The sequence below is a fragment of the Tritonibacter litoralis genome, from assembly GCF_009496005.1.
Classification (GTDB): domain Bacteria; phylum Pseudomonadota; class Alphaproteobacteria; order Rhodobacterales; family Rhodobacteraceae; genus Epibacterium; species Epibacterium litoralis.
This window is the reverse complement of record NZ_WIBF01000001.1, coordinates 40,508-61,170: the sequence shown is the minus strand read 5'-3', so window position 1 is coordinate 61,170 and position 20,663 is coordinate 40,508. Positions and strand designations below refer to the sequence as shown.

General features: G+C 57.9%; 23 protein-coding genes. 10 read left to right on the top strand and 13 right to left on the bottom strand.

The window, feature by feature from the left end; translation table 11 throughout:
* The first annotated feature begins 210 nt into the window (after positions 1 to 210).
* From GFB49_RS00305 to GFB49_RS00295, 3 genes are all read left to right on the top strand, one after another.
* The gene (locus GFB49_RS00305; protein WP_153213817.1) at positions 211 to 1,461 is read left to right on the top strand and encodes an Hsp70 family protein; all 1,251 of its coding nucleotides are present in this window, start codon (positions 211 to 213) and stop codon (positions 1,459 to 1,461) included.
* Between the two features lie 62 nt (positions 1,462 to 1,523).
* Positions 1,524 to 2,327 carry a lytic murein transglycosylase gene (locus GFB49_RS00300; RefSeq protein ID WP_153213816.1) on the top strand — a complete coding sequence of 268 codons (804 nt, stop codon included), beginning with the start codon at positions 1,524 to 1,526 and terminating at the stop codon, positions 2,325 to 2,327.
* Positions 2,328 to 2,590: 263 nt separating this feature from the next.
* Complete coding sequence (locus GFB49_RS00295; protein WP_153213815.1) at positions 2,591 to 3,544, top strand: hypothetical protein; 954 nt, start codon at positions 2,591 to 2,593, stop codon at positions 3,542 to 3,544.
* Here the strand turns inward: GFB49_RS00295 and GFB49_RS00290 are convergent.
* Together GFB49_RS00290 and GFB49_RS00285 are read right to left on the bottom strand one after the other, a co-directional pair.
* Positions 3,528 to 4,280, bottom strand: a complete 753-nt coding sequence (locus GFB49_RS00290) for a heme-dependent oxidative N-demethylase family protein (protein WP_153213814.1) — start codon at positions 4,278 to 4,280, stop codon at positions 3,528 to 3,530. The genes GFB49_RS00295 and GFB49_RS00290 overlap by 17 nt on opposite strands.
* Before the next feature lie 82 nt (positions 4,281 to 4,362).
* Positions 4,363 to 4,911, bottom strand: a complete 549-nt coding sequence (locus GFB49_RS00285) for an NUDIX hydrolase (RefSeq protein WP_153213813.1) — start codon at positions 4,909 to 4,911, stop codon at positions 4,363 to 4,365.
* Between the two features lie 96 nt (positions 4,912 to 5,007).
* Between GFB49_RS00285 and GFB49_RS00280 the strand changes: the two genes are divergently transcribed.
* From GFB49_RS00280 to GFB49_RS00260, 5 genes are all read left to right on the top strand, one after another.
* Positions 5,008 to 6,240 (top strand): bifunctional alpha/beta hydrolase/OsmC family protein, encoded by a 1,233-nt coding sequence (locus GFB49_RS00280; protein WP_153213812.1) that lies wholly within the window; start codon positions 5,008 to 5,010, stop codon positions 6,238 to 6,240.
* A 130-nt stretch (positions 6,241 to 6,370) separates the two neighbouring features.
* Positions 6,371 to 7,675, top strand: a complete 1,305-nt coding sequence (purB, locus tag GFB49_RS00275) for an adenylosuccinate lyase (protein ID WP_153213811.1) — start codon at positions 6,371 to 6,373, stop codon at positions 7,673 to 7,675.
* Positions 7,676 to 7,922: 247 nt separating this feature from the next.
* Positions 7,923 to 8,456: a tetratricopeptide repeat protein gene (locus tag GFB49_RS00270; RefSeq protein ID WP_153213810.1), complete on the top strand. Its 534-nt coding sequence runs from the start codon at positions 7,923 to 7,925 to the stop codon at positions 8,454 to 8,456.
* Between the two features lie 78 nt (positions 8,457 to 8,534).
* Positions 8,535 to 9,689 carry a flagellar motor switch protein FliG gene (locus tag GFB49_RS00265; RefSeq protein ID WP_153213809.1) on the top strand — a complete coding sequence of 385 codons (1,155 nt, stop codon included), beginning with the start codon at positions 8,535 to 8,537 and terminating at the stop codon, positions 9,687 to 9,689.
* A gap of 112 nt (positions 9,690 to 9,801) precedes the next feature.
* Positions 9,802 to 10,719, top strand: coding sequence for a lysophospholipid acyltransferase family protein (locus GFB49_RS00260; RefSeq protein WP_153213808.1), 918 nt, complete (start codon positions 9,802 to 9,804; stop codon positions 10,717 to 10,719).
* Position 10,720: 1 nt separating this feature from the next.
* Here GFB49_RS00260 and GFB49_RS00255 read toward each other — a convergent pair whose 3' ends face one another.
* On the bottom strand, positions 10,721 to 11,383 hold the full coding sequence (locus GFB49_RS00255; RefSeq protein ID WP_343032421.1) for a DUF1223 domain-containing protein: 663 nt from the start codon (positions 11,381 to 11,383) through the stop codon (positions 10,721 to 10,723).
* Between the two features lie 394 nt (positions 11,384 to 11,777).
* On the opposite strand from GFB49_RS00255, the gene GFB49_RS00250 reads away from it, so the two are divergent.
* Positions 11,778 to 12,062: a putative quinol monooxygenase gene (locus GFB49_RS00250; RefSeq protein WP_153213807.1), complete on the top strand. Its 285-nt coding sequence runs from the start codon at positions 11,778 to 11,780 to the stop codon at positions 12,060 to 12,062.
* A gap of 78 nt (positions 12,063 to 12,140) precedes the next feature.
* Here GFB49_RS00250 and GFB49_RS00245 read toward each other — a convergent pair whose 3' ends face one another.
* From GFB49_RS00245 to yajC, 9 genes are all read right to left on the bottom strand, one after another.
* Complete coding sequence (locus GFB49_RS00245; protein WP_153213806.1) at positions 12,141 to 12,671, bottom strand: DsbE family thiol:disulfide interchange protein; 531 nt, start codon at positions 12,669 to 12,671, stop codon at positions 12,141 to 12,143.
* Positions 12,664 to 12,819, bottom strand: a complete 156-nt coding sequence (ccmD, locus tag GFB49_RS00240; RefSeq protein WP_153213805.1) for a heme exporter protein CcmD — start codon at positions 12,817 to 12,819, stop codon at positions 12,664 to 12,666. The genes GFB49_RS00245 and ccmD overlap by 8 nt, the downstream gene beginning before the upstream one ends.
* Positions 12,819 to 13,574: a heme ABC transporter permease CcmC gene (gene ccmC, locus GFB49_RS00235; protein ID WP_153213804.1), complete on the bottom strand. Its 756-nt coding sequence runs from the start codon at positions 13,572 to 13,574 to the stop codon at positions 12,819 to 12,821. Before ccmC ends, ccmD begins: the two co-directional genes overlap by 1 nt.
* 31 nt (positions 13,575 to 13,605) lie before the next feature.
* Complete coding sequence (gene ccmB, locus GFB49_RS00230; protein WP_343032420.1) at positions 13,606 to 14,262, bottom strand: heme exporter protein CcmB; 657 nt, start codon at positions 14,260 to 14,262, stop codon at positions 13,606 to 13,608.
* A complete protein-coding gene (gene ccmA / locus GFB49_RS00225; RefSeq protein WP_153213803.1) occupies positions 14,259 to 14,873 on the bottom strand; it encodes a heme ABC exporter ATP-binding protein CcmA in 615 nt (204 codons plus the stop codon). The genes ccmB and ccmA overlap by 4 nt, the downstream gene beginning before the upstream one ends.
* A 105-nt stretch (positions 14,874 to 14,978) precedes the next feature.
* Positions 14,979 to 15,332: an Mth938-like domain-containing protein gene (locus GFB49_RS00220; protein ID WP_153213802.1), complete on the bottom strand. Its 354-nt coding sequence runs from the start codon at positions 15,330 to 15,332 to the stop codon at positions 14,979 to 14,981.
* Positions 15,333 to 15,501: 169 nt separating this feature from the next.
* Complete coding sequence (gene secF, locus GFB49_RS00215) at positions 15,502 to 16,470, bottom strand: protein translocase subunit SecF (RefSeq protein ID WP_153213801.1); 969 nt, start codon at positions 16,468 to 16,470, stop codon at positions 15,502 to 15,504.
* Positions 16,471 to 16,473: 3 nt separating this feature from the next.
* Positions 16,474 to 18,135, bottom strand: coding sequence for a protein translocase subunit SecD (gene secD, locus GFB49_RS00210; protein ID WP_153213800.1), 1,662 nt, complete (start codon positions 18,133 to 18,135; stop codon positions 16,474 to 16,476).
* 33 nt (positions 18,136 to 18,168) lie between these two features.
* Positions 18,169 to 18,453: a preprotein translocase subunit YajC gene (yajC, locus tag GFB49_RS00205; RefSeq protein WP_153213799.1), complete on the bottom strand. Its 285-nt coding sequence runs from the start codon at positions 18,451 to 18,453 to the stop codon at positions 18,169 to 18,171.
* A 220-nt stretch (positions 18,454 to 18,673) separates the two neighbouring features.
* On the opposite strand from yajC, the gene serS reads away from it, so the two are divergent.
* Positions 18,674 to 19,966 (top strand): serine--tRNA ligase, encoded by a 1,293-nt coding sequence (gene serS / locus GFB49_RS00200; protein WP_153213798.1) that lies wholly within the window; start codon positions 18,674 to 18,676, stop codon positions 19,964 to 19,966.
* 47 nt (positions 19,967 to 20,013) lie between these two features.
* Here the strand turns inward: serS and GFB49_RS00195 are convergent, their stop codons facing one another.
* Positions 20,014 to 20,616, bottom strand: a complete 603-nt coding sequence (locus GFB49_RS00195; RefSeq protein WP_153213797.1) for a helix-hairpin-helix domain-containing protein — start codon at positions 20,614 to 20,616, stop codon at positions 20,014 to 20,016.
* Positions 20,617 to 20,663: the final 47 nt, after the last annotated feature.

Genomic DNA, 20,663 nt, shown 5'->3' with positions numbered 1-20,663 from the left:
TAGCGGACAACTTTCCAATGATAACCTCTTCCCGCAGAAGCGGAGCGGTCCCCAAAGCGGTTTCTGGACACATTTTCGGACTGTATGCGGCAAGCGTTCAAGGCACGTCCCGGTCAAACGGTGATGTTTTGATGACATCGGATCCTTTCGTCTTGCATCGTCTGTCCCGCCGCATTAGCCAGCAGTTTCCCCACAGCCCGGAGACCGCTCATGACACCCCAAACCCTTGGCATCGACTTTGGCACTTCCAACTCGGCTGCGGGAATTGCGGTAAATGGGCGGCCATGGTTGGTGGAATTGGAACCCGGCGAAAACACCCTGCCGACGGCTGTGTTCTTTGAGGTGAACCCCACCCGAATGAAAATCGGCCGCAGTGCCACGCGGGGGCTGATCAACGGCGACGAGGGCCGGTTTCTGCGCGCGCTCAAAAGCCTGCTGGGCACGCCGCTTCTGCACGAACAACGGCGATTGGGCGGCGAGCGGCTGACGTTTGTGACCATTATCGCGCGGTTTCTGGGCGAGGTGAAGAAACGCGCCGAGGCCCAGACCCGGATAGAGTTCACCCATGCGCTGTCGGGACGGCCCGTGCGATTTCACAGCGCCGATGAGGCTCGCAATGCGCAAGCCGAAGAAGACTTGCGAGCGTGCTACAAGGAAGCCGGGTTTCAGGACGTTACCTTTATGTATGAGCCCGAGGCTGCGCTGCGGGCTGCCAAAACCGACGCAGGTCTGGGGCTGGTGGTGGACATCGGCGGGGGTACATCCGACTTTACCGCCTTTGTTCAAGAAGACGGTCAACCGGCGCAGATCCTTGCCAGCCATGGTGTGCGTCTGGGCGGCACCGATTTCGATCGGCAGATCAGCATCGACCACGTGATGCCCTTGTTGGGGCGTGGGACACAGATCAACAATGCCATGGGCAGCGGCAGCCTGACGGCCCCTGCCCGGCTGTTCAACGATCTGGCGACCTGGCAAATGATCCCCTTCCTGTATAACGGGGAAACCCGCCGCATGGCCGAAGATCTGCACCGTCACGCCCAGGAGCCGGAGAAACTGGCGCGGCTGGTCTCTGTCCTGGAAGAGGAAGTGGGCCATGATCTGGCCTTTGCGGTGGAAGCAGGCAAGATCGCAGCCAATACACCCGCGGCCGAGGCCCGTATTGATCTGCGTCTGTTGGAACGCGGGCTCGCCGCGCCGCTTGCCGCGACTGAAATGCACCACTCCCTTACCCCCTCGATGGAGACCATCCGATCTGCCGCCGCAGAAACCCTGACCCAGGCTGGTGTGACCCCAACAGATGTGACCCGCCTGGTTCTGGTGGGCGGCTCTTCGCTTTTGACAACGGTTCAATCTGCGCTTGCGGATCTGTGCCCCAATGGGGTGGCCGAAACGGATAACGCGATGACGGCGGTTGCCGATGGGCTGGCTTTGGCCGCGCCTGAGGCTTTTGCCAAGGGCTGAATTGCTTTGGCCGACCAATCTGACCTAAGGTCGACCACAGAAACATCAAAGAGGGCTGAGTATTGGGTAAATCACGTCTTTGGGCCGGTTTAATAGTTGCAGCGCTTGGTCTGGCATCCCCCGCCGCTGCGGCGCAATGTGGCAATACATCCGCAGGGTTTGACGCCTGGAAAGGCGACTTTGCCCGCACAGCGAAACGCGCAGGCGTCAAAGGCGCAGGTCTCACCGCCTTGGCGCAGGCTCGATATGCCACCCGGACCATTGCAGCGGATCGCAACCAAAAAAGCTTTCGCTATTCGCTTGAAAAATTCATGGAGATCCGCGGCGCAAACACCATCGTCGCACAGGGACGTCGCCACAAAGCCCGAAACGCAGCCTTCTATGCGGCGCTGGAACAGAAATACGGCGTGCCTTCTGGGGTTCTGATCGCGATCCACGGGATGGAAACCGCTTTTGGCAACTATATGGGCGACAGCAACGTTGTCTCCGCCATTGTGACATTGACCTATGACTGCCGCCGGTCCGCTTTTTTTGAACCCCACGCCATCGGCGCGTTGAAACTGGTGGACCAAGGTGCCATCACCGGCACAACCAAAGGGGCCAAACACGGTGAGCTGGGCCATACACAATTCCTGCCTGGCAATGCGCTGCAGTTCGGCGTGGATTGGGATCGCAACGGACGCGTGGATTTCTATAATTTTCAGGACGCGCTGGCCTCGACCGCGCATTTCCTGCGCAAGAAGGGCTGGAAGCCCGGAAAAGGCTATCAACAGGGCCAGCCAAATTTTAAAGTTCTGAAAGAATGGAATGCTGCAACAGTCTATCAGCAGTCATTGGCCCTGATGGGCGCGCGGATCGACAATTAGACGGCTCGTATCGCCCGTTTCGAATCTAAGCTTAACGCTGCAAGGCAGAAATAAGGAAAGGACCCGCCTTGCTTTTGTCTTATTCCAAAAGGAAAATATAAAAATTCCTTTTAATACACTGATTTAAGTAGCATTTTACGCTGCCTCATTTGCCTGACCCGGCGCACCAAATGAGGCACAAAAACCCGAACCACCGCCCTACTTTTTGCTATTTCAAATTTTATCGTTCTCTCAACGGTACAGCCAATGGGAGAACCCTGGTGATGGATAAAGAGAACTTTTTTAAAGGTAAGCTTGGCTTTGGCGGCGCCTTTTCGGATGCGCTGTCCCGTGCGACCCCGATTGTGATTGATACCTTTGAAGATCACGGTCACGACGTACATGCTTTTGCTGCCCGCAACTCAGCGTCCATACGTATGGAGCTGGACCAATTCACCGTCGAACTGCGTCATCGCCCGCAGATGAAACGGGGATGGAAAGCGCCCCAATGGGCCGGTGACACGCTGGAACTGCGGCTAACGCCCCTGTTCCCCGAATTCTGCGACCAAGAAATCACCGAAATGCTGCTGGCGGCGGTCTTGTTCAACCTCGCAAATGATCTGAACCCCATCAGCATCAAATGGCTCAACACGCCGGTTCTGTTGTCACGCGACGAGTTTCTGAGCGCCTTTGAGCCGGTGGATCTGAACAATCTGGAAACAGCCCCCGACGCCCAAGTTCCTGAGGCTCTGGTTCCTGCCTTTGAAATGCCCTTGGCCGAAGCCGATGATTTTGCCTATTGGCACGGCGGTACATCCGTCGCGCTTTTGGAGCCCGCACTCCAGCCGGATCCAATGCCATTGGACCGATTTTTAGACGCCGTAGACAGCGCCAATGCGCAGATCTCTCAGACCGACACGCGCCCACGGGGCCGCTCCGTCTTTGACCCGGTGGATATCACAGCCCGCGCGTTGGATAATCATATCGACGAAATCTTGGCCGATGACGTAGAGCCCGGTCTTGTCCCGGATGCAGTGGCCAGCTTGCAGCACCCGCCGCAGACCAAGCCCGGCGTGTTGCAGCGCATTGTGCGCCCCTTCGTCAAAGCCGCAGAAACCGTACATCTGCTGCGCACCACCGAGCTGCGCTACAGTTTTCAAATCCTTCTGCTGACGGCTTTGGTTCTCTATCTCGACAGCGCCGGCATGGTGCGGGCTGCGATCAACCTTCTGCACTGACGCGCGACATCGCAAGCGCGTCCGCGCGGGACAGGACCCGCGTGTGGATGGAAAACACCACCGCCTGTGTCTTTGGCAGGCGTAAAATGCTCTGCAACTCGCTGCGCAGAAACTGCCCCGCCTGATTGCGATCCAGATGCGGCGCGACCGGATCCCGGTCGGGATGATAAAGATCCGCGCTGTCATACCACAGCGCATTGAACCGCCACAGCGGCCGCCCCACCTGCACCCCATCAAACAAGCGCTGTACGCGTTTTGCGATCTGCGCATCATACTCCGGCACCGGCACGTGGATCTGTGTGAGCGGGCGCATGAACTTATCCGCCAACCGCCAGCTCGCCGGAAAGCACAGGACAGCACCCGTCAACACATGCTCGTCTGCGCCCTCAGGTTTTTGCAAAATGCAAAAGTCCTGTTGCGCAATCCGCCCCAAACTCCGCATCGGATCACAATAATCTAATTGCACTGACGTGCCATCGCTCACAGAGACCACATCATCCTGTCCCGGAAAAAGCTGCGCGGCCACATGCTCTAACAACTCTTGCGCCGCCTCCATGGCCGCAGGGGCCAAGGCCAAAACATCTTGGGCGCGCTCTTCGATCAAACGCTGACGCAAGTCAATTTGGGCCGCTGCACAGTCATCCTGCTTCAACCAGTCCTCTGATTTCAGCGGCATGATCCCGGGCAAGGGTTTGGGCGCAAACGGGTCATAGGGAAGTGTTTTTTGCAAAATCATAGTGATCCCTTACCTCAATTCCGGGTGCCGCCAACCCGCCGCAATCCCTCCCAAAGGGATTGCGGCACAACCTGTGGCGCCATCAAGCGCCTCCGCTTAAAAACCGCGCAAGCTTGTCACGCAACACCAAAACCGATGGCGCATCACTCATCTGCTCCAGCTCGGCGATTGGCACCCAGGCCAGATCATGGGACTCATCACTCACTTTAAAATCACGCCCCTCCGCGCGAAACAGAAAGCGGACGTCATAATGCAGATGCGCAGGCTCTTTTGCATTGGCCGGGATCTCATGCACATCGACGTCAAACACCTCTGCGCCGATCGGCGTGATCCGTGAAAGCCCGCTTTCCTCATAGGCTTCTTTCAACGCCACAAAGGGCACATCGGCAATCCCATCACAATGCCCGCCCAGCTGCAGCCAGCGGTTCAGTTTCGCGTGATGTGTCAACAAAACAGCCGACAGATCCGGCGACAAGACAAAGGCAGAGCCGGTGACATGACCTGTTTCAGGATCGCGTTCAAAGGCACGTGGCTCGCTGGCGCAAAAATCCTGTAACTTGGCCCACATGGCATGATCACGTTCCGACGCCGGATTGTAACATCCCACGCCATCCAGCCGCGTTTGGGTCATGTTCTTTCACCTCTTTGTGACAACTTGCGGCTGTGCCTTGCCCTGCCCGCCGCAAGCCCGCACCTTAGGGCGACACAGCCACAAAAGCCAAGCCTCATGCCCACTGAACGGATCACCTTTGCCGGCCACGCCGGAACCCCTTTGGCCGCACGACTGGACCTGCCTGACGGGCCGGTTCTGGCCACGGCCCTGTTTGCCCATTGCTTCACCTGTTCCAAGGACATTCCCGCCGCCCGTCGGATCTCGGCGCGTCTGGCTGGTATGGGGATTGCTGTGCTGCGTTTTGACTTTACCGGGCTTGGCCATTCCGAGGGCGAGTTTGAAAATACGGACTTCTCTTCAAACGTTCAGGATCTGATCCGAGCGGCGCAATTCCTGACCCATCGCGACATGCCACCGGATCTTTTGATTGGTCACTCTCTGGGTGGGGCCGCCGTTTTGCGCGCCCGCGCTGGCATCCCTTCGGTCAAGGCCGTGGTGACTTTGGGTGCGCCTTTTGACCCGGCCCATGTGGCCCATCATTTTGAGGACGCCCTGCCCGAAATTCAATCTCAGGGATCGGCAGAAGTCTCTTTGGGGGGGCGCTCCTTTGTGATTGGCAAGGGATTCGTGGATGACATCCGCGCCGCTGAGCTAGATCTGGCCATTGCCGACCTCAGGGCTGCCCTTCTGGTGATGCACGCGCCGCAGGACGCCACCGTCAGCATTGACAATGCCGCCTCGATCTTTGGCACAGCGAAACATCCCAAAAGCTTTGTCACCCTCGACGATGCGGACCATCTGATCTCACGCCCGCGCGACGCGGAGTACGCCGCCGAGGTGATTGCCGCCTGGGCGGGTCGTTATGTGGATCTGTCGCCCCCAGCCCCGCCGCCGGGTGCGCCCGAAGGTGTGCTGCGCGTCAGTGAGGCCGACCCAAACGGGTTCCTCCAGGACATTCAATCCGGTCCCTACCACCATACGCTGGCAGATGAGCCCAAAGCCTATGGTGGCACCAATCGCGGCATGTCGCCTTATGGATTTATTGCCGCCGGGCTTGGCGCCTGCACCTCGATGACCATCCGCATGTATGCCCGCCGCAAGGAATGGCCGCTGGATGGGATCAGCGTCGATGTCTGCCACGACAAGGTGCACGCCCAGGATGCCTTTCCGGGCGCGGCGGCCAAGATCGACCAGTTTACCCGCGTGATCCGCTTGTGTGGACCATTGGACGCCGCGCAACAGGCCAAACTGTTAGAGATCGCCGACAAATGCCCGGTGCACCGTACCCTGGAACAAGGGGCCAAAGTCATCACGCGTCTGTCCGAGGTAACACCCGCGCCACGCTGATCACCTGCATTTCTTAGTATTTTCCACCGGGCCGCCATCTCTTCCGGGGTGGCGGCCCCTTGCTGTTTTGACAATCCTCGACTAAACCGCGCGCATCTGCTGCCGAATTCATACAGAGGTGCCTACGCCCATGATCCCCCGCTATTCCCGTCCCGAAATGGTTGCCATCTGGTCTCCTGAGACCAAGTTCCGCATCTGGTATGAGATCGAGGCCCATGCCTGTGACGCACAGGCGGATTTGGGTGTGATCCCGCGGGAAAATGCGGAAGCGGTCTGGAAAGCCAAAGACGTTGAATTCGACGTGGCCCGCATCGATGAGATCGAAGCAGTCACCAAACATGACGTCATTGCGTTCCTCACGCATCTAGCGGAACACGTCGGGTCGGAAGAGGCGCGTTTTGTCCATCAGGGCATGACCTCCTCGGACGTTCTGGACACCTGCCTGAACGTGCAGCTGGTGCGCTCTGCCGATATCCTGATCAAGGACATGGAAGGCCTGCTGGCCGCCCTGAAGAAACGCGCCATCGAACATAAGGACACTGTTCGTGTGGGCCGCTCCCACGGCATCCACGCGGAACCCACCACAATGGGCCTGACCTTTGCCCGTTTCTACGCCGAGATGGACCGCAACCTGGCGCGTCTGAAACTGGCCCGTGAAGAAATCGCAACCGGTGCAATCTCGGGTGCCGTGGGCACCTTTGCCAATATCGACCCGGCGGTTGAGCAGCACGTCTGCGAAAAACTGGGCCTGATCGCAGAGCCGATCTCGACCCAGGTGATCCCGCGCGACCGTCACGCGATGTTCTTTGCGACGCTCGGCGTGATTGCGTCTTCCATTGAGAACGTCGCGATTGAAATCCGTCACATGCAGCGCACCGAGGTGCTGGAAGGGGCGGAATTCTTCTCCATGGGGCAAAAAGGCTCCTCGGCGATGCCGCACAAGAAAAACCCGGTTCTGACCGAAAACCTGACCGGTCTGGCCCGTCTGGTGCGCGCCGCCGTGATCCCCGCGATGGAAAACGTCGCCCTGTGGCACGAGCGCGATATCTCACATTCCTCCGTTGAACGCGCGATTGGCCCGGATGCCTGTGTGACGCTGGACTTTGCACTGGCGCGTCTGACCGGTGTGATCGACAAGATGCTCGTGTTCCCAGAAAACATGCTCGACAATATGAACAAGTTCCCCGGCCTCGTGATGTCCCAGCGCGTACTGCTGGCGCTGACCCAAGCCGGTGTGAGCCGCGAAGACGCCTATGTCATGGTGCAGCGCAATGCGCTCAAAGTCTGGGAGTTGCGCACTGACTTCCGTGAAGAGCTGCTGGCAGACGCAGATGTGGTCGCGGCCCTGGGCGAAGACGGCATCAACGAGAAGTTCAATATGGACTACCACACCAAACATGTGGACACGATTTTCAAGCGTGTGTTTGGCGCGTAAAATCGCGAAACCGCAGAAAATCTACAAGCCTCGTCAGAAATGACGGGGCTTCTTTATTTTTCCCCCTGGGTGTTGAAAATTTTGTCAACATGATTTCAACACCTTGGCCGAGCCGTTCGATTTATTGATTTCGGTTTCTTGGCTTGCGGGTGCTTCTTCACATATCTGCGAGCTTTAGAAAAATAGCATCCGTATTGTAGGTTATGTACTACGTTCACATAGTGCTCTGTTCTTTGGAGAAACCAATATGCGCCTTCCTATTATTGCCGCTCTCGTGATGCTTCCTGTCGCTGGCTTTGCCGCAGGCGATGATGATTTCACCCCGCCCAAACCCACCGACACTGTCAAGAAATGCTGGGGCAAACGTGTGTATGACGCCGACAAAGGAAAATGCGTCAAACCTCAGCAATCCTCGTTGAATGACGATCAGTTGTTCGATGACGCCCGCGCGCTGGCCTATGCCGGACGCATTGAGGCCGCACAGGCGGTATTGGCCGCCATGACGGATCAAACCGAAAGCCGTGTTCAGACGTATTGGGGCTTTACCCACCGCAAACAAGGCGATCTGGATCTGGCAAAACAGTATTATCAGGCCGCGCTGGAGAACGATCCCAATAACCTTTTGGCCCGCTCTTATTATGGTCAGGGTCTGGTAGAAGAAGGGCGTCTGGGCGAAGCCTTTGCACAGTGGAAAGAGATCCGTACCCGCGGCGGCACGGACAGCTGGGCAGAAGTCTCGTTGCGGACCGCTTTGGAAGACGGGCGCACATTTAGCTATTGAGGCTAAGGCTTTATTTACTGCTGCGGGCCTATCTTGAACCTGTCACCAAAGAAGAATCTTTCTGGTTGAGGCTCAAGAATGGAACAAGACACAGCTTTGGCGCTCCCCGATATTGGTATGGGGAATGAATTTGGCGACTTTCCCGCCCTTGCGCCGATGCCCGCAGCAGAGCCTGCCCGGATGCCCATGGCGGAAACGCCAATGTCCGCAGCGCCCAAAGTGGAGCTGAGCGGCAAGGCCAAGGCAGCCATCGTCGTGCGCCTTCTGTTGAATGAAGGCGCCGATATCCCGATTGAGGAACTTCCCGAAGAGTTACAGACCGAGTTGACCCGCCAAATGGGTAAAATGCGTCTGGTGGATCGCAACACGCTGAACGCGGTTGCTGCTGAATTTGCAGATATGCTGGACAATGTGGGCCTGTCCTTCCCCAACGGTTTGGCCGGTGCGCTGTCCGCCATGGAGGGCAAGATCAGCCGCCATACCTACAGCCGCCTTCGCAAGGAAGCCGGGGTGCGCCAGTTCGGAGATCCGTGGCAACGTCTGAAACAGCTGCCGCCCGAAGATCTGGCCACATTGGCCCAAGCCGAAAGTATCGAGGTTGCAGCCGTTATGCTGTCGATGCTGGACACAGGCAAAGCGGCCAGCATGCTGGCCTGCCTGCCAGGCCCCCTAGCCCGCCGCATCACCTATGCCGTGCGTCAAACCGGATCTGTGACACCTGACACCGTTGACCGCATTGGCCTGTCGCTGGCCGCCCAGGTGGATGCGCGTCCCGAGATGGCGTTCAACCAGACGCCGGGCGAACGTGTTGGTGCGATTCTGACAGAATCGCCCTCGGCCAAACGCGACGAAGTTATGGACGCGCTGGACGAGGAAGATCAGGAATTCGCCACAGATGTACGCAAATCCCTGTTCACTTTTGCGCTGATCGGCACACGCCTCAGCCCCACCGATGTGCCGAAAATCACCCGAGTGGTTCCCCAGCAGGATCTGGTGACCGCCATCGCCTATGGCAAAGCAGACGAGGATGTTGCCGCCAGCGAGTTCCTCCTTGGCAATATGTCTGCGCGTATGGCCACCAATATTCGTGAAGAAGTTGCGGAGCGCGGAAAGGTCCCACGTAAAGCGGGTGAAACCGCAATGTCCAATATCGTCAGTGCGTTGCGCGACATGGTCGTAAACGGTGAGATCGAGTTGAAGTCGGCGGAACCAGATGAGGACGACGAGGAATAAAGCCCAACAGGCACCCGTTTGTCCCCTTTTGTTACGGGTTGCTTGTCCCTGCGGTGGCTGCGTATAAGGTGCTCTCTTGAACCCTATCCAGCCCCGCAGGCCCCGCCGCCCTATGTCCAATTCCCGAAAAGACCTGACACGTATCCAAAAAGCGCAGTATTTCACGAGCAATCTGATATTGCGCGGCACGATCAAGCTGTTGGGGTTGTTTCCATATGCGTTGCGCTTGCGTTTGATGGGTGGGTTGGTGCGACGGCTGTCCGGCGTGCTTGGGATCCGCAAGCGGATCCGGCGCAATTTATCCTATGTGCTGCCGGATTTGCCCGAGCCTGAAGCCCAGCGGATCTGCCATGAGGTTGCCGACAATGCAGGCCGCACGGTTGCTGAATTTTATGCGGGTCAACCCTTCTGGGAGCGCGCCCGTGCCGCCAAAATCGGCGGGCCTGGTCTGGCAGCCTTGGAACAGGCCAAAGCGGACGGGCGGCCGGTGATTTTTGTGACGGCCCATTTTGGCAATTATGACGCGGCACGGGTCAAATTGATGAGCCTTGGGTTTCCAATGGGCGCACTGTATCGGCGGATGGCCAATCCCTATTTCAACGAACATTACGTAAAGGCGATGCATGACACCGGCAAGCCGATGTTCGAACAGGGCAAACGCGGCATGGTCGAAATGGTGCGGTTTCTGAAACAAGGTGGCAATCTGGCGATTGTGACCGATCTTCACGCCATCGGCGGCAGCCCGATCGATTTTTTTGGCAAACCTGCGCTCACGTCCTTGGTCACTGCGGAACTGGCGCTAAAGTTCAAAGCCGTCATGATCCCGGTATACGCGGTGCGCCAGGAAAACGGCCTGGATTTCGAGATCATCATGAAAGAGCCGATCGAACACACCGACGCCCTGCGCATGACCACCGAAGTCACACAGGATCTGGAAAAAGTTGTGCAAGACCACATGGGGCAATGGTTCTGGATCCACCGCCGGTGGAAGCCCTATGCACAGAGCTCTCCCACGGCAGTGTCTGACTAAATCAATCCAGCTTCAGCGCACCGACAATCCGGCCGTGGGCCCCTTGCTGTACAAAAAACGCCGTTTTTTCAGAGCCCTCAACAGGAATTGTGACCGAAAACTCGCCGGATCCATCCCATTGGCCGATCACCGAAAGCTCTTCGACGACATTTGCGTAGTTTAGCGTGTGCCCGCGCAGCTCACCACGCGTGATGGACACGGTTTGCATCGGCTCATACCGGGCCAGGTGGATCAACAAAGGTTCCGAGCCGGACACATTTTGCTGGGCCAATGCCTTCAGTGTAACCTCGGCCCCAACCTGTTCGGCACGTAACGCAACCGGCTGCGGGGTCTGGCGATACTTGCGGATCACCTCGGCCACCGCCGGTGCATTGGCTCCTACCACATCCTCATAACCCATGATCACCATCTGCGGCGTATAGATCATGCGGCGCGCACCTGCGTGGGCATAGCCCTTTTGCCGTTTGGTATGCGCAGGCGATGCGAACTCATCTTTCCAGCCGATGTAGTCCCAATAGTCCACATGCAAGGCCAACGCCAACACATCATCCTGTTGGGCAAGAAGGGTCAGCAGCTCATCTGCTGGCGGGCAGGATGAACAGCCTTGTGACGTATAAAGCTCAACAACAACGGGTGCATTTTGCACCGATCGCGTTTCACCCACGTCTTGTGCGTGAACGCTAAATGACGAGCAAACAAGTCCAATTGTTAAGGCGGCAGCGGACAGGATGCGCATAAACAGGTCCCCCAGATTTCCTAAATCAAAGGTAACGACTGGCGAAAGAACTGACCAATCAATCATTCTTGATGGTTAGGAGAGCACGAAACACCCGTAAAAACGTCATTTTACCGTGACTTGATACAACACGGGAGGATCACACTTCTCGCAAACCAGATCCATTTGTACCCACAAATTTTGCAGCCGATCAAGATTAACACGTTAACAACTTTTTCACACAAAGGTGAACGTAACGCTTGCGTAAAACCAAAGTCTGGGGTCAAAAAAACAGTTAAGAAGTTTAAAGAATATTTGAAATCAGCGACTTTGCGAGCGGCTTATGACAGAAGCGATTATTGTGACCTTGGTTCCTTCCGAAGAGTGTTTTGACGATCTTCTCAACTTGTTGAGCTCGGTTCTGCCTGAAACGCGTGCATTTGAAGGCTGCAAAATGGCCGAAGTCTACCACAACCGCTCACTGAATGAGATTGCCCTTGTTCAGATGTGGCAGGACAGTGAAGCACATGACGATTACCTGGACTGGCGCGCTCAGAGCGGTGTGTTTGACAAGGTCGCCGAGCTGATTGCCGAGGAACAGATCCACAGATCCTTCCAAGTGGTGTGATCCTGCCGAAGGCAACGCATCGCTAGACGATCACAACAGGATAACAAAAACCCGCCAGAATCGGCGGGTTTTGCAGTTCTAACTGTTGGGGTCCAGAACCGGCCTCAAACTGTTTTCGATCACGCGTTGGGTCAATGGACCCGCGATGCGCAGCAGGATCTTGCCCTTGCCGTCGATGACAAAGGTTTCCGGCAGGCCGTAAACGCCCCAATCAATCGACTGACGCTTTTTAACATCATACAAAAGCCCGGAATAGGGGTTCCCCAGCTCATCCAGAAAACCCTGCGCCTCTTGCTGACCGTAATCCTGGTTGATGCCATAGATCGGAAACTCTTTGGCCAGTTCCATCAGGTTGGGATGTTCGGCGCGACACGGTGCGCACCAGCTGGCCCAGAAGTTGACCAGTTTGACGCCCTCTCCCATCAGATCACTGGTCTGAAATTCAGGATGGTCCAACAGCGGAGCCGATGTGACCTCGGGCGCGCTGCGCCCGACCAGGACCGAGGGCAGGCCTTCGGGGTCTTCGCGTTGCAGCCCAAAGAAGGCCAGCCCAGCAAAGGCGCCAAAGATCAGAACCGGCACGGCCATCAGCGGAGAAACCTTAACCATGTTTGCGCCCTCGTTCTTCGATCATTTCCATTTCCGCGCGCACCTTGCGGCCGCGGCGGATGGACAAGACCACCAGTGCCACCAGCATCAGCAGCGAGACCGCATAGGCTGACAAGACCGTGTCCGCATATTTTCCAAGATCAACCATCAGGCTTCTGCCTCCAAACGTTCCCGTGCCAACAACGCCTTGATCCGGCGTGCGCGAATTTCGGTTCCGGTGCGATACAGGACCAGCACCAGAAACAAGAGGGCAAAGCCGCCCATACAGACAAACAAGGGCGTTGCAAACACGTTGCTCACCCGTTCCTCGGTATCCCCTGCCACGGCCCCTGCCCGCATCACAGACGCCCCCTGATGCAGCCCCTGGTTCCAAAACAGTACTGCATAGCGGCTGAGCACCGCAAAGACAGATCCCACCAGACACAGGATGGACGTCAGGTCGGCAGCTGTGTCCGGATCCTCAATCGCCTCCCACAGAGCAATATAGCCGAGGTAAAACAGAAACAGCACCAAAAAGGACGTGAGGCGCGGATCCCAGGCCCACCAGGTGCCCCACATGGGCTGGCCCCAGATCGCGCCGGTGATCAGCGCAATCAGCGTCATGACTACACCCACCGGGGCGGCCGCCTTGGCCGCCAGAGCACTGACATGGTGGCGACGGATCACCCAGATCAGAGAGGCCACCAACATCATGAACCAGGCGTTTATCGCCATCAGCGCAGCAGGTACGTGGATAAAGATGATCTTGACCGTTGATCCCTGGCGATAGTCGTCGGGCGTCAGAAAAAAGCCCCAGATCAACCCGCCCACACAGAGCGCGATGGACAGGACCCACAGGGCTGGCATCACCTTTTCCGAGGTTGCCAGAAACTTTTTTGGGTTCGCATATTCCCAGATCGACATCGGTTTTCTTCGCCTTTCCTAGTCCTGGAGCTTAGCGCAAATTGATACGTAACACAGCGGCACTGGCAAAGGGCAACAGCGCAACAGAGGCGGCCGAAATTCCGGCCAACAGCAACATCGGGGTCTCGACGCTTAAACCCGAGGCACCGCGCCGGGCCATCTCGGCCCCGAAAATCAGGGTTGGCACATACAGGGGCAAGACCAGCAGCGACAGCAGCAACCCACCGCGTTTCAGCCCCACCGTCAAGGCTGCGCCAAAGGTGCCAATGACCGACAGGCCCGGTGTCCCCAGCAGCAGTGACAGGAACAGCCATCCATAGGCGCCCGCAGGCAGCTGCAACATCACACCCAAAACCGGCGCGATCAGCACCAGTGGCAGCCCTGTAGTCACCCAATGAGCCAAGGATTTCATGGTCACAATCGCTTCAAGCGGCAGGGGCGCGGTGGCCAGCAGGTCCAGTGAGCCATCCTCCCAGTCCAGTGCCAGAATACGGTCCAGCGACAGTAGGCACGCCAACAATGCCCCGATCCACAAGACACCGGGCGCAATCCGCGACAAAAGCTCGGTCTCGGGCCCCACCGCAAAGGGGACCATAACGGTCACGATCAGAAAAAACGCAAGGCCAAGGCCAAACCCGCCGCCGGCTCGCATCGCAAGCCGCAGATCCCGCAGCAACAGTGCAATCACAGGAAGCCTCCGTCGAAATCATCAATGGGTGGCGGAGCTGCCTTGAAGGGGCCGACATTTAAAACCTTACCTTCCAGTCCCAGATCGATGTGGGTGGCAATCAGCGCGCTGCCGCCTTGGTCCAGATGGTCCTGTACGATCTGGGCGAACTGGCGCACGTGATCTGTGTCGAGGCTGACGGTGGGTTCATCCATAATCCAGATGGGCCGCCCGGTGACCAACATCCGCGCAAGGCCCAGGCGACGTTTCTGCCCCGCAGACAAGGCCCCCGCCGGACGGTCGCGTAACGCGCCCAGATTAAACCCGTCAATCGCACGCTCGATCCCGTCTTGGCCAAAGACGCTGGCCCAGAACCGCAGGTTTTCGGCAACGGTCAGCGTGGGCTTGATCCCATCCGCATGGGCCGCATAGGCGATCTGATCCTCTCCGCCGGTCACATGGCCTTTCATGGGCGGTTGGAGCCCCGCAACGGTGCGCAGCAAGGTGGTCTTGCCGATGCCATTGGGCCCGCGCAGGATCAGCGCAACGCCGGGTGGTACGTCAAAAGACACCCCCTCAAGCACAGGCAGCCCGCCCCGGGCCACAGTCAGATCAGTGATGGATAAGGTCATGCCCTGCCTTTTAATTCTTGTGGTCTGTTCAAAGCAGAGGATGTGCGCGCCTGCTTTGCGACAGATCAAATCTGGACGGGCGCGATGGTGGCCCCTGCCATGGGATCATACCGGCAAGGCGGCCAGCGCGATACGGCGACCTTCGGACAACAAAACGTTGTAAGTCCTGCAGGCGGCAGGAGAATTCATGGTTTCAACCCCGATGCCCGCGGCCTCCAGCTGTGGGCGCAGATCCCCCGGCAGATGGGCAATCTCGGCCCCGGTGCCGACAAACAGCACGTCAATGTCACCCGCCAAATCCAACAAGATTTTGTGATCCTCATAGCCGCCCCAGGCCTGCGTCCCTTTGGGAGAAGCAACAACCGCGCCCTGATGCACCTGGCCGCCGATCCGGAAAAAACCCGGTCCATAGCCATCAATGGGTTCGGCGTCGGTATAGCTTACCTCGTTCAGGCGCATCGGATGGATCCTTCTGTGTTCGCGTCGTGCAGCCTGGTTAGCACATGCCACGCCGTCACGGAACCTCAGCTGCGCCTCTGGCGTCGGAGCGCCGCAGGGAGTGCCTGCGTTGGACGCAAAAAAGCCGCAGAGGATCTCCGCGGCTTTTTCAAAGTTATGACAGGCGCTTTTAGGCGTCGATATTGGCGAACTGGTTGCCGCTTGGGGTCGAAGGTTTGTTCCAGTCGCGTTTGACACCCAGACGCAACAGAATGATCGACGCGACAAAGATCGAGGAATAAGTCCCGACCACAACACCCCAGATCATCGCAAAGACAAAACCGCGGATCACGTCCCCGCCCAGCACAAAGAGCGAGATCAGCGCAATCAAAGTGGTGACCGAGGTCATCATCGTCCGGCTGAGTGTCTCGTTGATGGAGATGTTCAAAACCTCGGCCAGATCCTTGCTCTTGTAGCGGCGCAGGTTTTCACGCACCCGGTCGAACACAACAACAGTATCGTTCAACGAATAGCCAACAATCGTGAGCAATGCCGCGATAATTGCCAGATCAAATTTGATTTGCAGTTCCGAAAACACGCCGATGGTCAAGATAACGTCATGCACCAACGCGGCAACCGCCCCCAGCGCAAACTGCCATTCAAACCGCAGCCAGATGTAGACCAGAACCGCCGCAATCGCGAGGCCCACCGCCAGCGCCGCCGTCCAGATCAGCTCACCCGAGACCTTGGGGCCAACGCTTTCGACAGAAACAAATTTGATACCCGGCGCCACCGCATCCAGAGCCGAACGCAAGGTTTCGATCTGCGCACCCGAGATGGCTTCGCCACCCTCTTGCGCCTGAATGCGGATCATCGCCACATGCTGGTCTTCGGCAAAGGACGGATCGAAAACCTCGGTGATGGAGACATCCCCCAGATCCAGCGGCGCAATGGCAGTACGATATGCGCCCACGTCCACGGTTTCCGACGCCTCGGTCCGCACCGTAGTACCACCGCGGAAATCGATGCCAAAGTTCAGACCCTGCAGGCCAAAGGAGGCAAGGCCCACAATGATCAACAGGACCGAGATCCCAAGCCACAGTTTGGACCGGCCAAAGAAGTTGAACGAGGTTTCCTGAGGAACAAGTCTAAGTCGCATGGGTTACACCTCAATCGTTTTGGGACGGCGCCGTTCGAACCAAATCACCACCAGCAGGCGGGTGACAAAGATCGCGGTGAAGACAGAGGTCAAGATGCCAAGACCTAAGGTAATTGCAAAGCCGCGCACCGGGCCGGAGCCCATGGCGAACAGGATCACAGCAGTGATGAACGTCGTGACGTTTGCATCGACAATGGCCGAGAGTGCTTTGGAATAGCCCTCGTCGATTGATCGCGCCGGGCCACGGCCTGCTTTCAGCTCTTCACGGATCCGTTCAAAGATCAGAACATTTGCGTCCACCGCCATACCCACGGTCAGGACAATGCCTGCAATCCCTGGCAGGGTCAGCGTGCCGCCAATCAGGGACAGCGCGCCAAAGATCAGACCAACGTTGATCAACAACGCCACATTGGCAAAGATCCCAAACAGACCATAGCTCAGCGCCATAAAGACCAGCACCGCAACAAAGGCAACGATTGTGGCGATCTTGCCCGCATCAATGCTGTCCTGACCCAGCTCTGGACCGATGGTGCGTTCTTCGAGGAAGGTCAGCTCAGCCGGCAAGGCACCAGCCCTCAGCAGAACCGCCAGATTGGTGCTTTCCTCGATCGAGAAGTTGCCAGTGATAATGCCACTGCCGCCCGGAATATGCGATTGGATCACCGGGGCCGAGACGACCTCATCATCCAGCACAATCGCGAAGGGAGAGCCGATGTTTTCAGCCGTATAGTCGCCAAACTTGCGCGCGCCCGCCGGGTTGAACCGGAAGCTCACCGCCGGGCGGCCGTTCTGGTCAAACGAGGGCTGCGCATCCACCAGTTCCTCACCGGTGACCACGGGGGCGGATTCCACGGTGTAGAAAATCCCTTCCTCATCCAAGGATGGGATCACCTTGTTGCCCACGCCGGGAGCGGCATTGGCATCAGAGCCCTGACGCACCACCGGGTTAAAGGTTAGCTGCGCGGTTGTGCCAATGATGTCTTTCAGCTCAGAGGCCGACCCGATACCCGGCACCTGGATCAGGATCCGGTCAGCGCCTTGACGTTGGATTGTGGGTTCGCGGGTGCCGACCTCGTCAATCCGGCGACGGACAATTTCCAGCGCTTGACGCACGGTGCGGTCATCGCTGGCAACTTTTTCAGCATCCGACAGAGTAATTGTGACAATATCGCCCTGCCCTGACACCTCGATATCATTGGCACCAGCTCCGGTCAGGGTCACAACGGGTGTGGCCAGTTCCCGCAGCTCGCGCAGCGCTGTGGTCATGCCTTCGGGATTTGAAATTTTCACACGGATCTCATCCGCGGGACCTGGTTGGCGACGAAACGTGCCAACCGCGGCCCGCTGGTCCCGCAGCGCTGTGCGCACCTCGGGCCACAACGCGGTCATACGCGCCTCATAGACGTCTTCGACCTGAACCTCCGCCAGAAGATGCGCACCGCCGCGCAGATCCAGCCCCAGGTTCACCAGACCAGATGGCAGAAAAGACGGCCATTGGGCCGCCTGCTCCAACCGTTCCGGCGTCTCGCCAGCAGCGACAATCGCCGCCTCAGCGTCATTTGACTGTTCCACCTGCGTATAAAACGCATTTGGCAGAGCCAGCAAAAGGCCCGTCGCGCATACCAGCGCGATCATGACCCTTTTCCAAAGATCAATTTGCAGCATAGCTCTGCCTTTTCCGTTTGGGAGGCAGACGCGTTACGCTGCGGGCTCGGTTTTGTTCAGAACTTGCGCGATGGTGGATTGCACAACGCGGATTTTCACGCCTTCGGCAATCTCAACTTCCAGTTCGCCATCTTCTTTGACTTTGGAGACCTTGCCGATCACGCCACCTTGGGTCACGACCTGATCGCCGCGGCGCAGGGCCTGAACCATCTGCTGATGCTCTTTCATCTTTTTCTGCTGCGGACGGATCAGCAGGAAATACATGATCGCAAAGATCAGAATAAGGGGGACAAACTGCGCGATCGCATTGCCTTCCATGGGACGTTCCTTCTGTCTGAGGTGCGGAATTTGCACCAATATTTTGCCGGGAACCTATGCGTTGACCGGGGGGTTTGCAAGGAGGATAGCCGCGCCGCGTTCAAACGGCACCTCGGGTGGAAATGCCGCAAGTTTCAGGATTGCGCCGCTCTCCTCTTTTCCTTTGTAGCGACCTGCGGCATAGGTTGGTCATTGATTCAATTAGCCAGGAGCAAGACCCATGCACGACATTCGCGCAATCCGCGAAAATCCAACCGCCTTTGACGCCGCTTTGGCGCGGCGTGGGGATGCGTCGATCTCGTCTGATGTCCTGGCGCTGGACGAACAACGCCGCGCCAAAATTCAGGCTGCCGAGGAAGCTCAGGCCGAACAAAACAAAGCCGCCAAAGCCATAGGTGCCGCCAAAGCCAAAGGAGACACCGAAGAGTTTGAACGCCTGCGCGCCGCCGTGTCCGAGAAAAAGGCCGAAGTCGCCGCCATGCAGGCAGAGGCCAAAGAGCTGGACGCCAAGCTGACCGATATGCTGGCCCGCATCCCAAACGCGCCTGCGGATGATGTGCCAAATGGCGCAGATGAAGACGACAACGTCGAGGTCAACCGTTGGAGCGAACCCGCTGCGTTTTCGTTCACCCCCAAAGAACACTTTGAGATCAAAGGCGTTGCGGCGTCGATGGATTTTGAAACCGCTGCAAAAATTTCGGGCGCGCGTTTTGTGATGCTCAAAGGCGCGGTTGCCCGCATTCACCGCGCACTGGCCCAGTTCATGGTCGACACCCATGTGGATGAAAACGGCCTGACCGAGGTGAACTCGCCCGTGCTGGTGCGCGATGAGGCCATGTACGGCACCGATAAGCTGCCGAAATTTGGCGAGGACAGTTATCAGACCACAAACGGCTGGTGGCTGGTGCCGACTTCCGAGGTGCCGCTGACCTATTCCGTCGCCGATGAGATGCTGGAAGAAGCCGACCTGCCGCAACGCTACACGGCCCATACCCTGTGTTTCCGTTCGGAAGCGGGCAGCGCCGGGCGTGACACGTCGGGCATGCTGCGCCAGCACCAGTTCGAAAAGGTCGAGATGGTCTCGATCGTGCATCCCGATGAGTCTGACGCAGAACAGAAACGCATGTTGCGCTGCGCCGAGGGCATTCTGGAGAAACTGGGCGTGCCCTATCGCACCGTGATCCTGTGCACCGGTGACATGGGTTTTGGCGCGCGTCGTACGTTTGACATCGAAGCCTGGGTGCCGGGTCAGAACACCTACCGTGAGATCTCTTCGGTCTCCACCACCGGTGATTTTCAGGCCCGCCGCATGAATGCGCGGTTCAAACCGGCCGAGGGCGGCAAGCCCGAGTTTGTTCATACATTGAACGGATCGGGCCTGGCCGTTGGGCGCTGCTTGATTGCGGTGCTGGAAAACGGCCAGCAAGAAGACGGCTCGGTCCAACTGCCCGAGGTGCTGGCCCCTTATTTGGGCGGCAAGCTAACCCTCAGCGCGGATGGCGTTCTGGTTTAACTCCAGCGCAGCGCTAAAGATAAGAAACCGGCCCTATTGGGGGCCGGTTATTTTTTTGCCTTCTTGCCCTTCTTGGCCCGTTTTGCGGCCATAATCGCATCGCCCTTTGCCTTTTCCTTGGCAATCGCTTTGGTGGCTTTGCCTTTGGTTTTATTTGCTTTTTTCTTGGCCTTCTCCTTGGCCAACGCAAATTCAGCGGCCAGGGCTGCGGCTTTTTTCTGGGCCTTCTTGGCTTTGGTTTCCGCTTTGGCGGCGCGTTCTTCGGCAGCAGCACGTGCGGCTTCGGCCACAGCCAGCGCCTCGCTCAATGACGGAGCGGCAGGTTGTGCACTCGGCTTTGCTGCGGGTTTGGGCGCGGTTTTTGCGGCTGCCTTGCGGGCCGCAGGTTTGCGCGCGGCGGGTTTGGCCGCCGGTTTGCGGGCGGCTGGCTTTGCTGCGGCTTTGGCAACAGGCGCCGCTCCGTTTGCGGCAGCCACAGCAGCGGCGGCGGCCTCTTTCAACTTGGGCGCGCGACGGGCACCAATCCCTGGGATCTCGGACAATTCGCCGATGCTTAGGTTTGAAATCGCCTCTGCCGAGGTCAGCTTTTCTGCTGTCAACGCCCTTGCCAAGGCCGGACCCACGCCAGCGATCTTTAGTAGCGGTGTCATCTCCCTGCTCCTTTCAACTGTTTTACTCATGATGACGCAATGACGTC

Bases quoted from the DNA above. Each gene is read 5' to 3' on its own strand.
- GFB49_RS00305 (WP_153213817.1), top strand. From the start codon at position 211: ATGACACCCCAAACCCTTGGCATCGACTTTGGCACTTCCAACTCGGCT.
- GFB49_RS00295 (WP_153213815.1), top strand. From the start codon at position 2,591: ATGGATAAAGAGAACTTTTTTAAAGGTAAGCTTGGCTTTGGCGGCGCC.
- GFB49_RS00285 (WP_153213813.1), bottom strand. From the start codon at position 4,911: ATGACCCAAACGCGGCTGGATGGCGTGGGATGTTACAATCCGGCGTCG.
- serS (WP_153213798.1), top strand. From the start codon at position 18,674: ATGCACGACATTCGCGCAATCCGCGAAAATCCAACCGCCTTTGACGCC.
- secF (WP_153213801.1), bottom strand. From the start codon at position 16,470: ATGCGACTTAGACTTGTTCCTCAGGAAACCTCGTTCAACTTCTTTGGC.
- GFB49_RS00290 (WP_153213814.1), bottom strand. From the start codon at position 4,280: ATGATTTTGCAAAAAACACTTCCCTATGACCCGTTTGCGCCCAAACCC.
- ccmC (WP_153213804.1), bottom strand. From the start codon at position 13,574: ATGTCGATCTGGGAATATGCGAACCCAAAAAAGTTTCTGGCAACCTCG.
- GFB49_RS00245 (WP_153213806.1), bottom strand. From the start codon at position 12,671: ATGGTTAAGGTTTCTCCGCTGATGGCCGTGCCGGTTCTGATCTTTGGC.
- GFB49_RS00250 (WP_153213807.1), top strand. From the start codon at position 11,778: ATGACAGAAGCGATTATTGTGACCTTGGTTCCTTCCGAAGAGTGTTTT.
- GFB49_RS00270 (WP_153213810.1), top strand. From the start codon at position 7,923: ATGCGCCTTCCTATTATTGCCGCTCTCGTGATGCTTCCTGTCGCTGGC.
- GFB49_RS00220 (WP_153213802.1), bottom strand. From the start codon at position 15,332: ATGCGCCTGAACGAGGTAAGCTATACCGACGCCGAACCCATTGATGGC.
- ccmA (WP_153213803.1), bottom strand. From the start codon at position 14,873: ATGACCTTATCCATCACTGATCTGACTGTGGCCCGGGGCGGGCTGCCT.
- GFB49_RS00195 (WP_153213797.1), bottom strand. From the start codon at position 20,616: ATGACACCGCTACTAAAGATCGCTGGCGTGGGTCCGGCCTTGGCAAGG.
- GFB49_RS00265 (WP_153213809.1), top strand. From the start codon at position 8,535: ATGGAACAAGACACAGCTTTGGCGCTCCCCGATATTGGTATGGGGAAT.
- secD (WP_153213800.1), bottom strand. From the start codon at position 18,135: ATGCTGCAAATTGATCTTTGGAAAAGGGTCATGATCGCGCTGGTATGC.
- ccmD (WP_153213805.1), bottom strand. From the start codon at position 12,819: ATGGTTGATCTTGGAAAATATGCGGACACGGTCTTGTCAGCCTATGCG.
- purB (WP_153213811.1), top strand. From the start codon at position 6,371: ATGATCCCCCGCTATTCCCGTCCCGAAATGGTTGCCATCTGGTCTCCT.
- GFB49_RS00280 (WP_153213812.1), top strand. From the start codon at position 5,008: ATGCCCACTGAACGGATCACCTTTGCCGGCCACGCCGGAACCCCTTTG.
- yajC (WP_153213799.1), bottom strand. From the start codon at position 18,453: ATGGAAGGCAATGCGATCGCGCAGTTTGTCCCCCTTATTCTGATCTTT.
- GFB49_RS00260 (WP_153213808.1), top strand. From the start codon at position 9,802: ATGTCCAATTCCCGAAAAGACCTGACACGTATCCAAAAAGCGCAGTAT.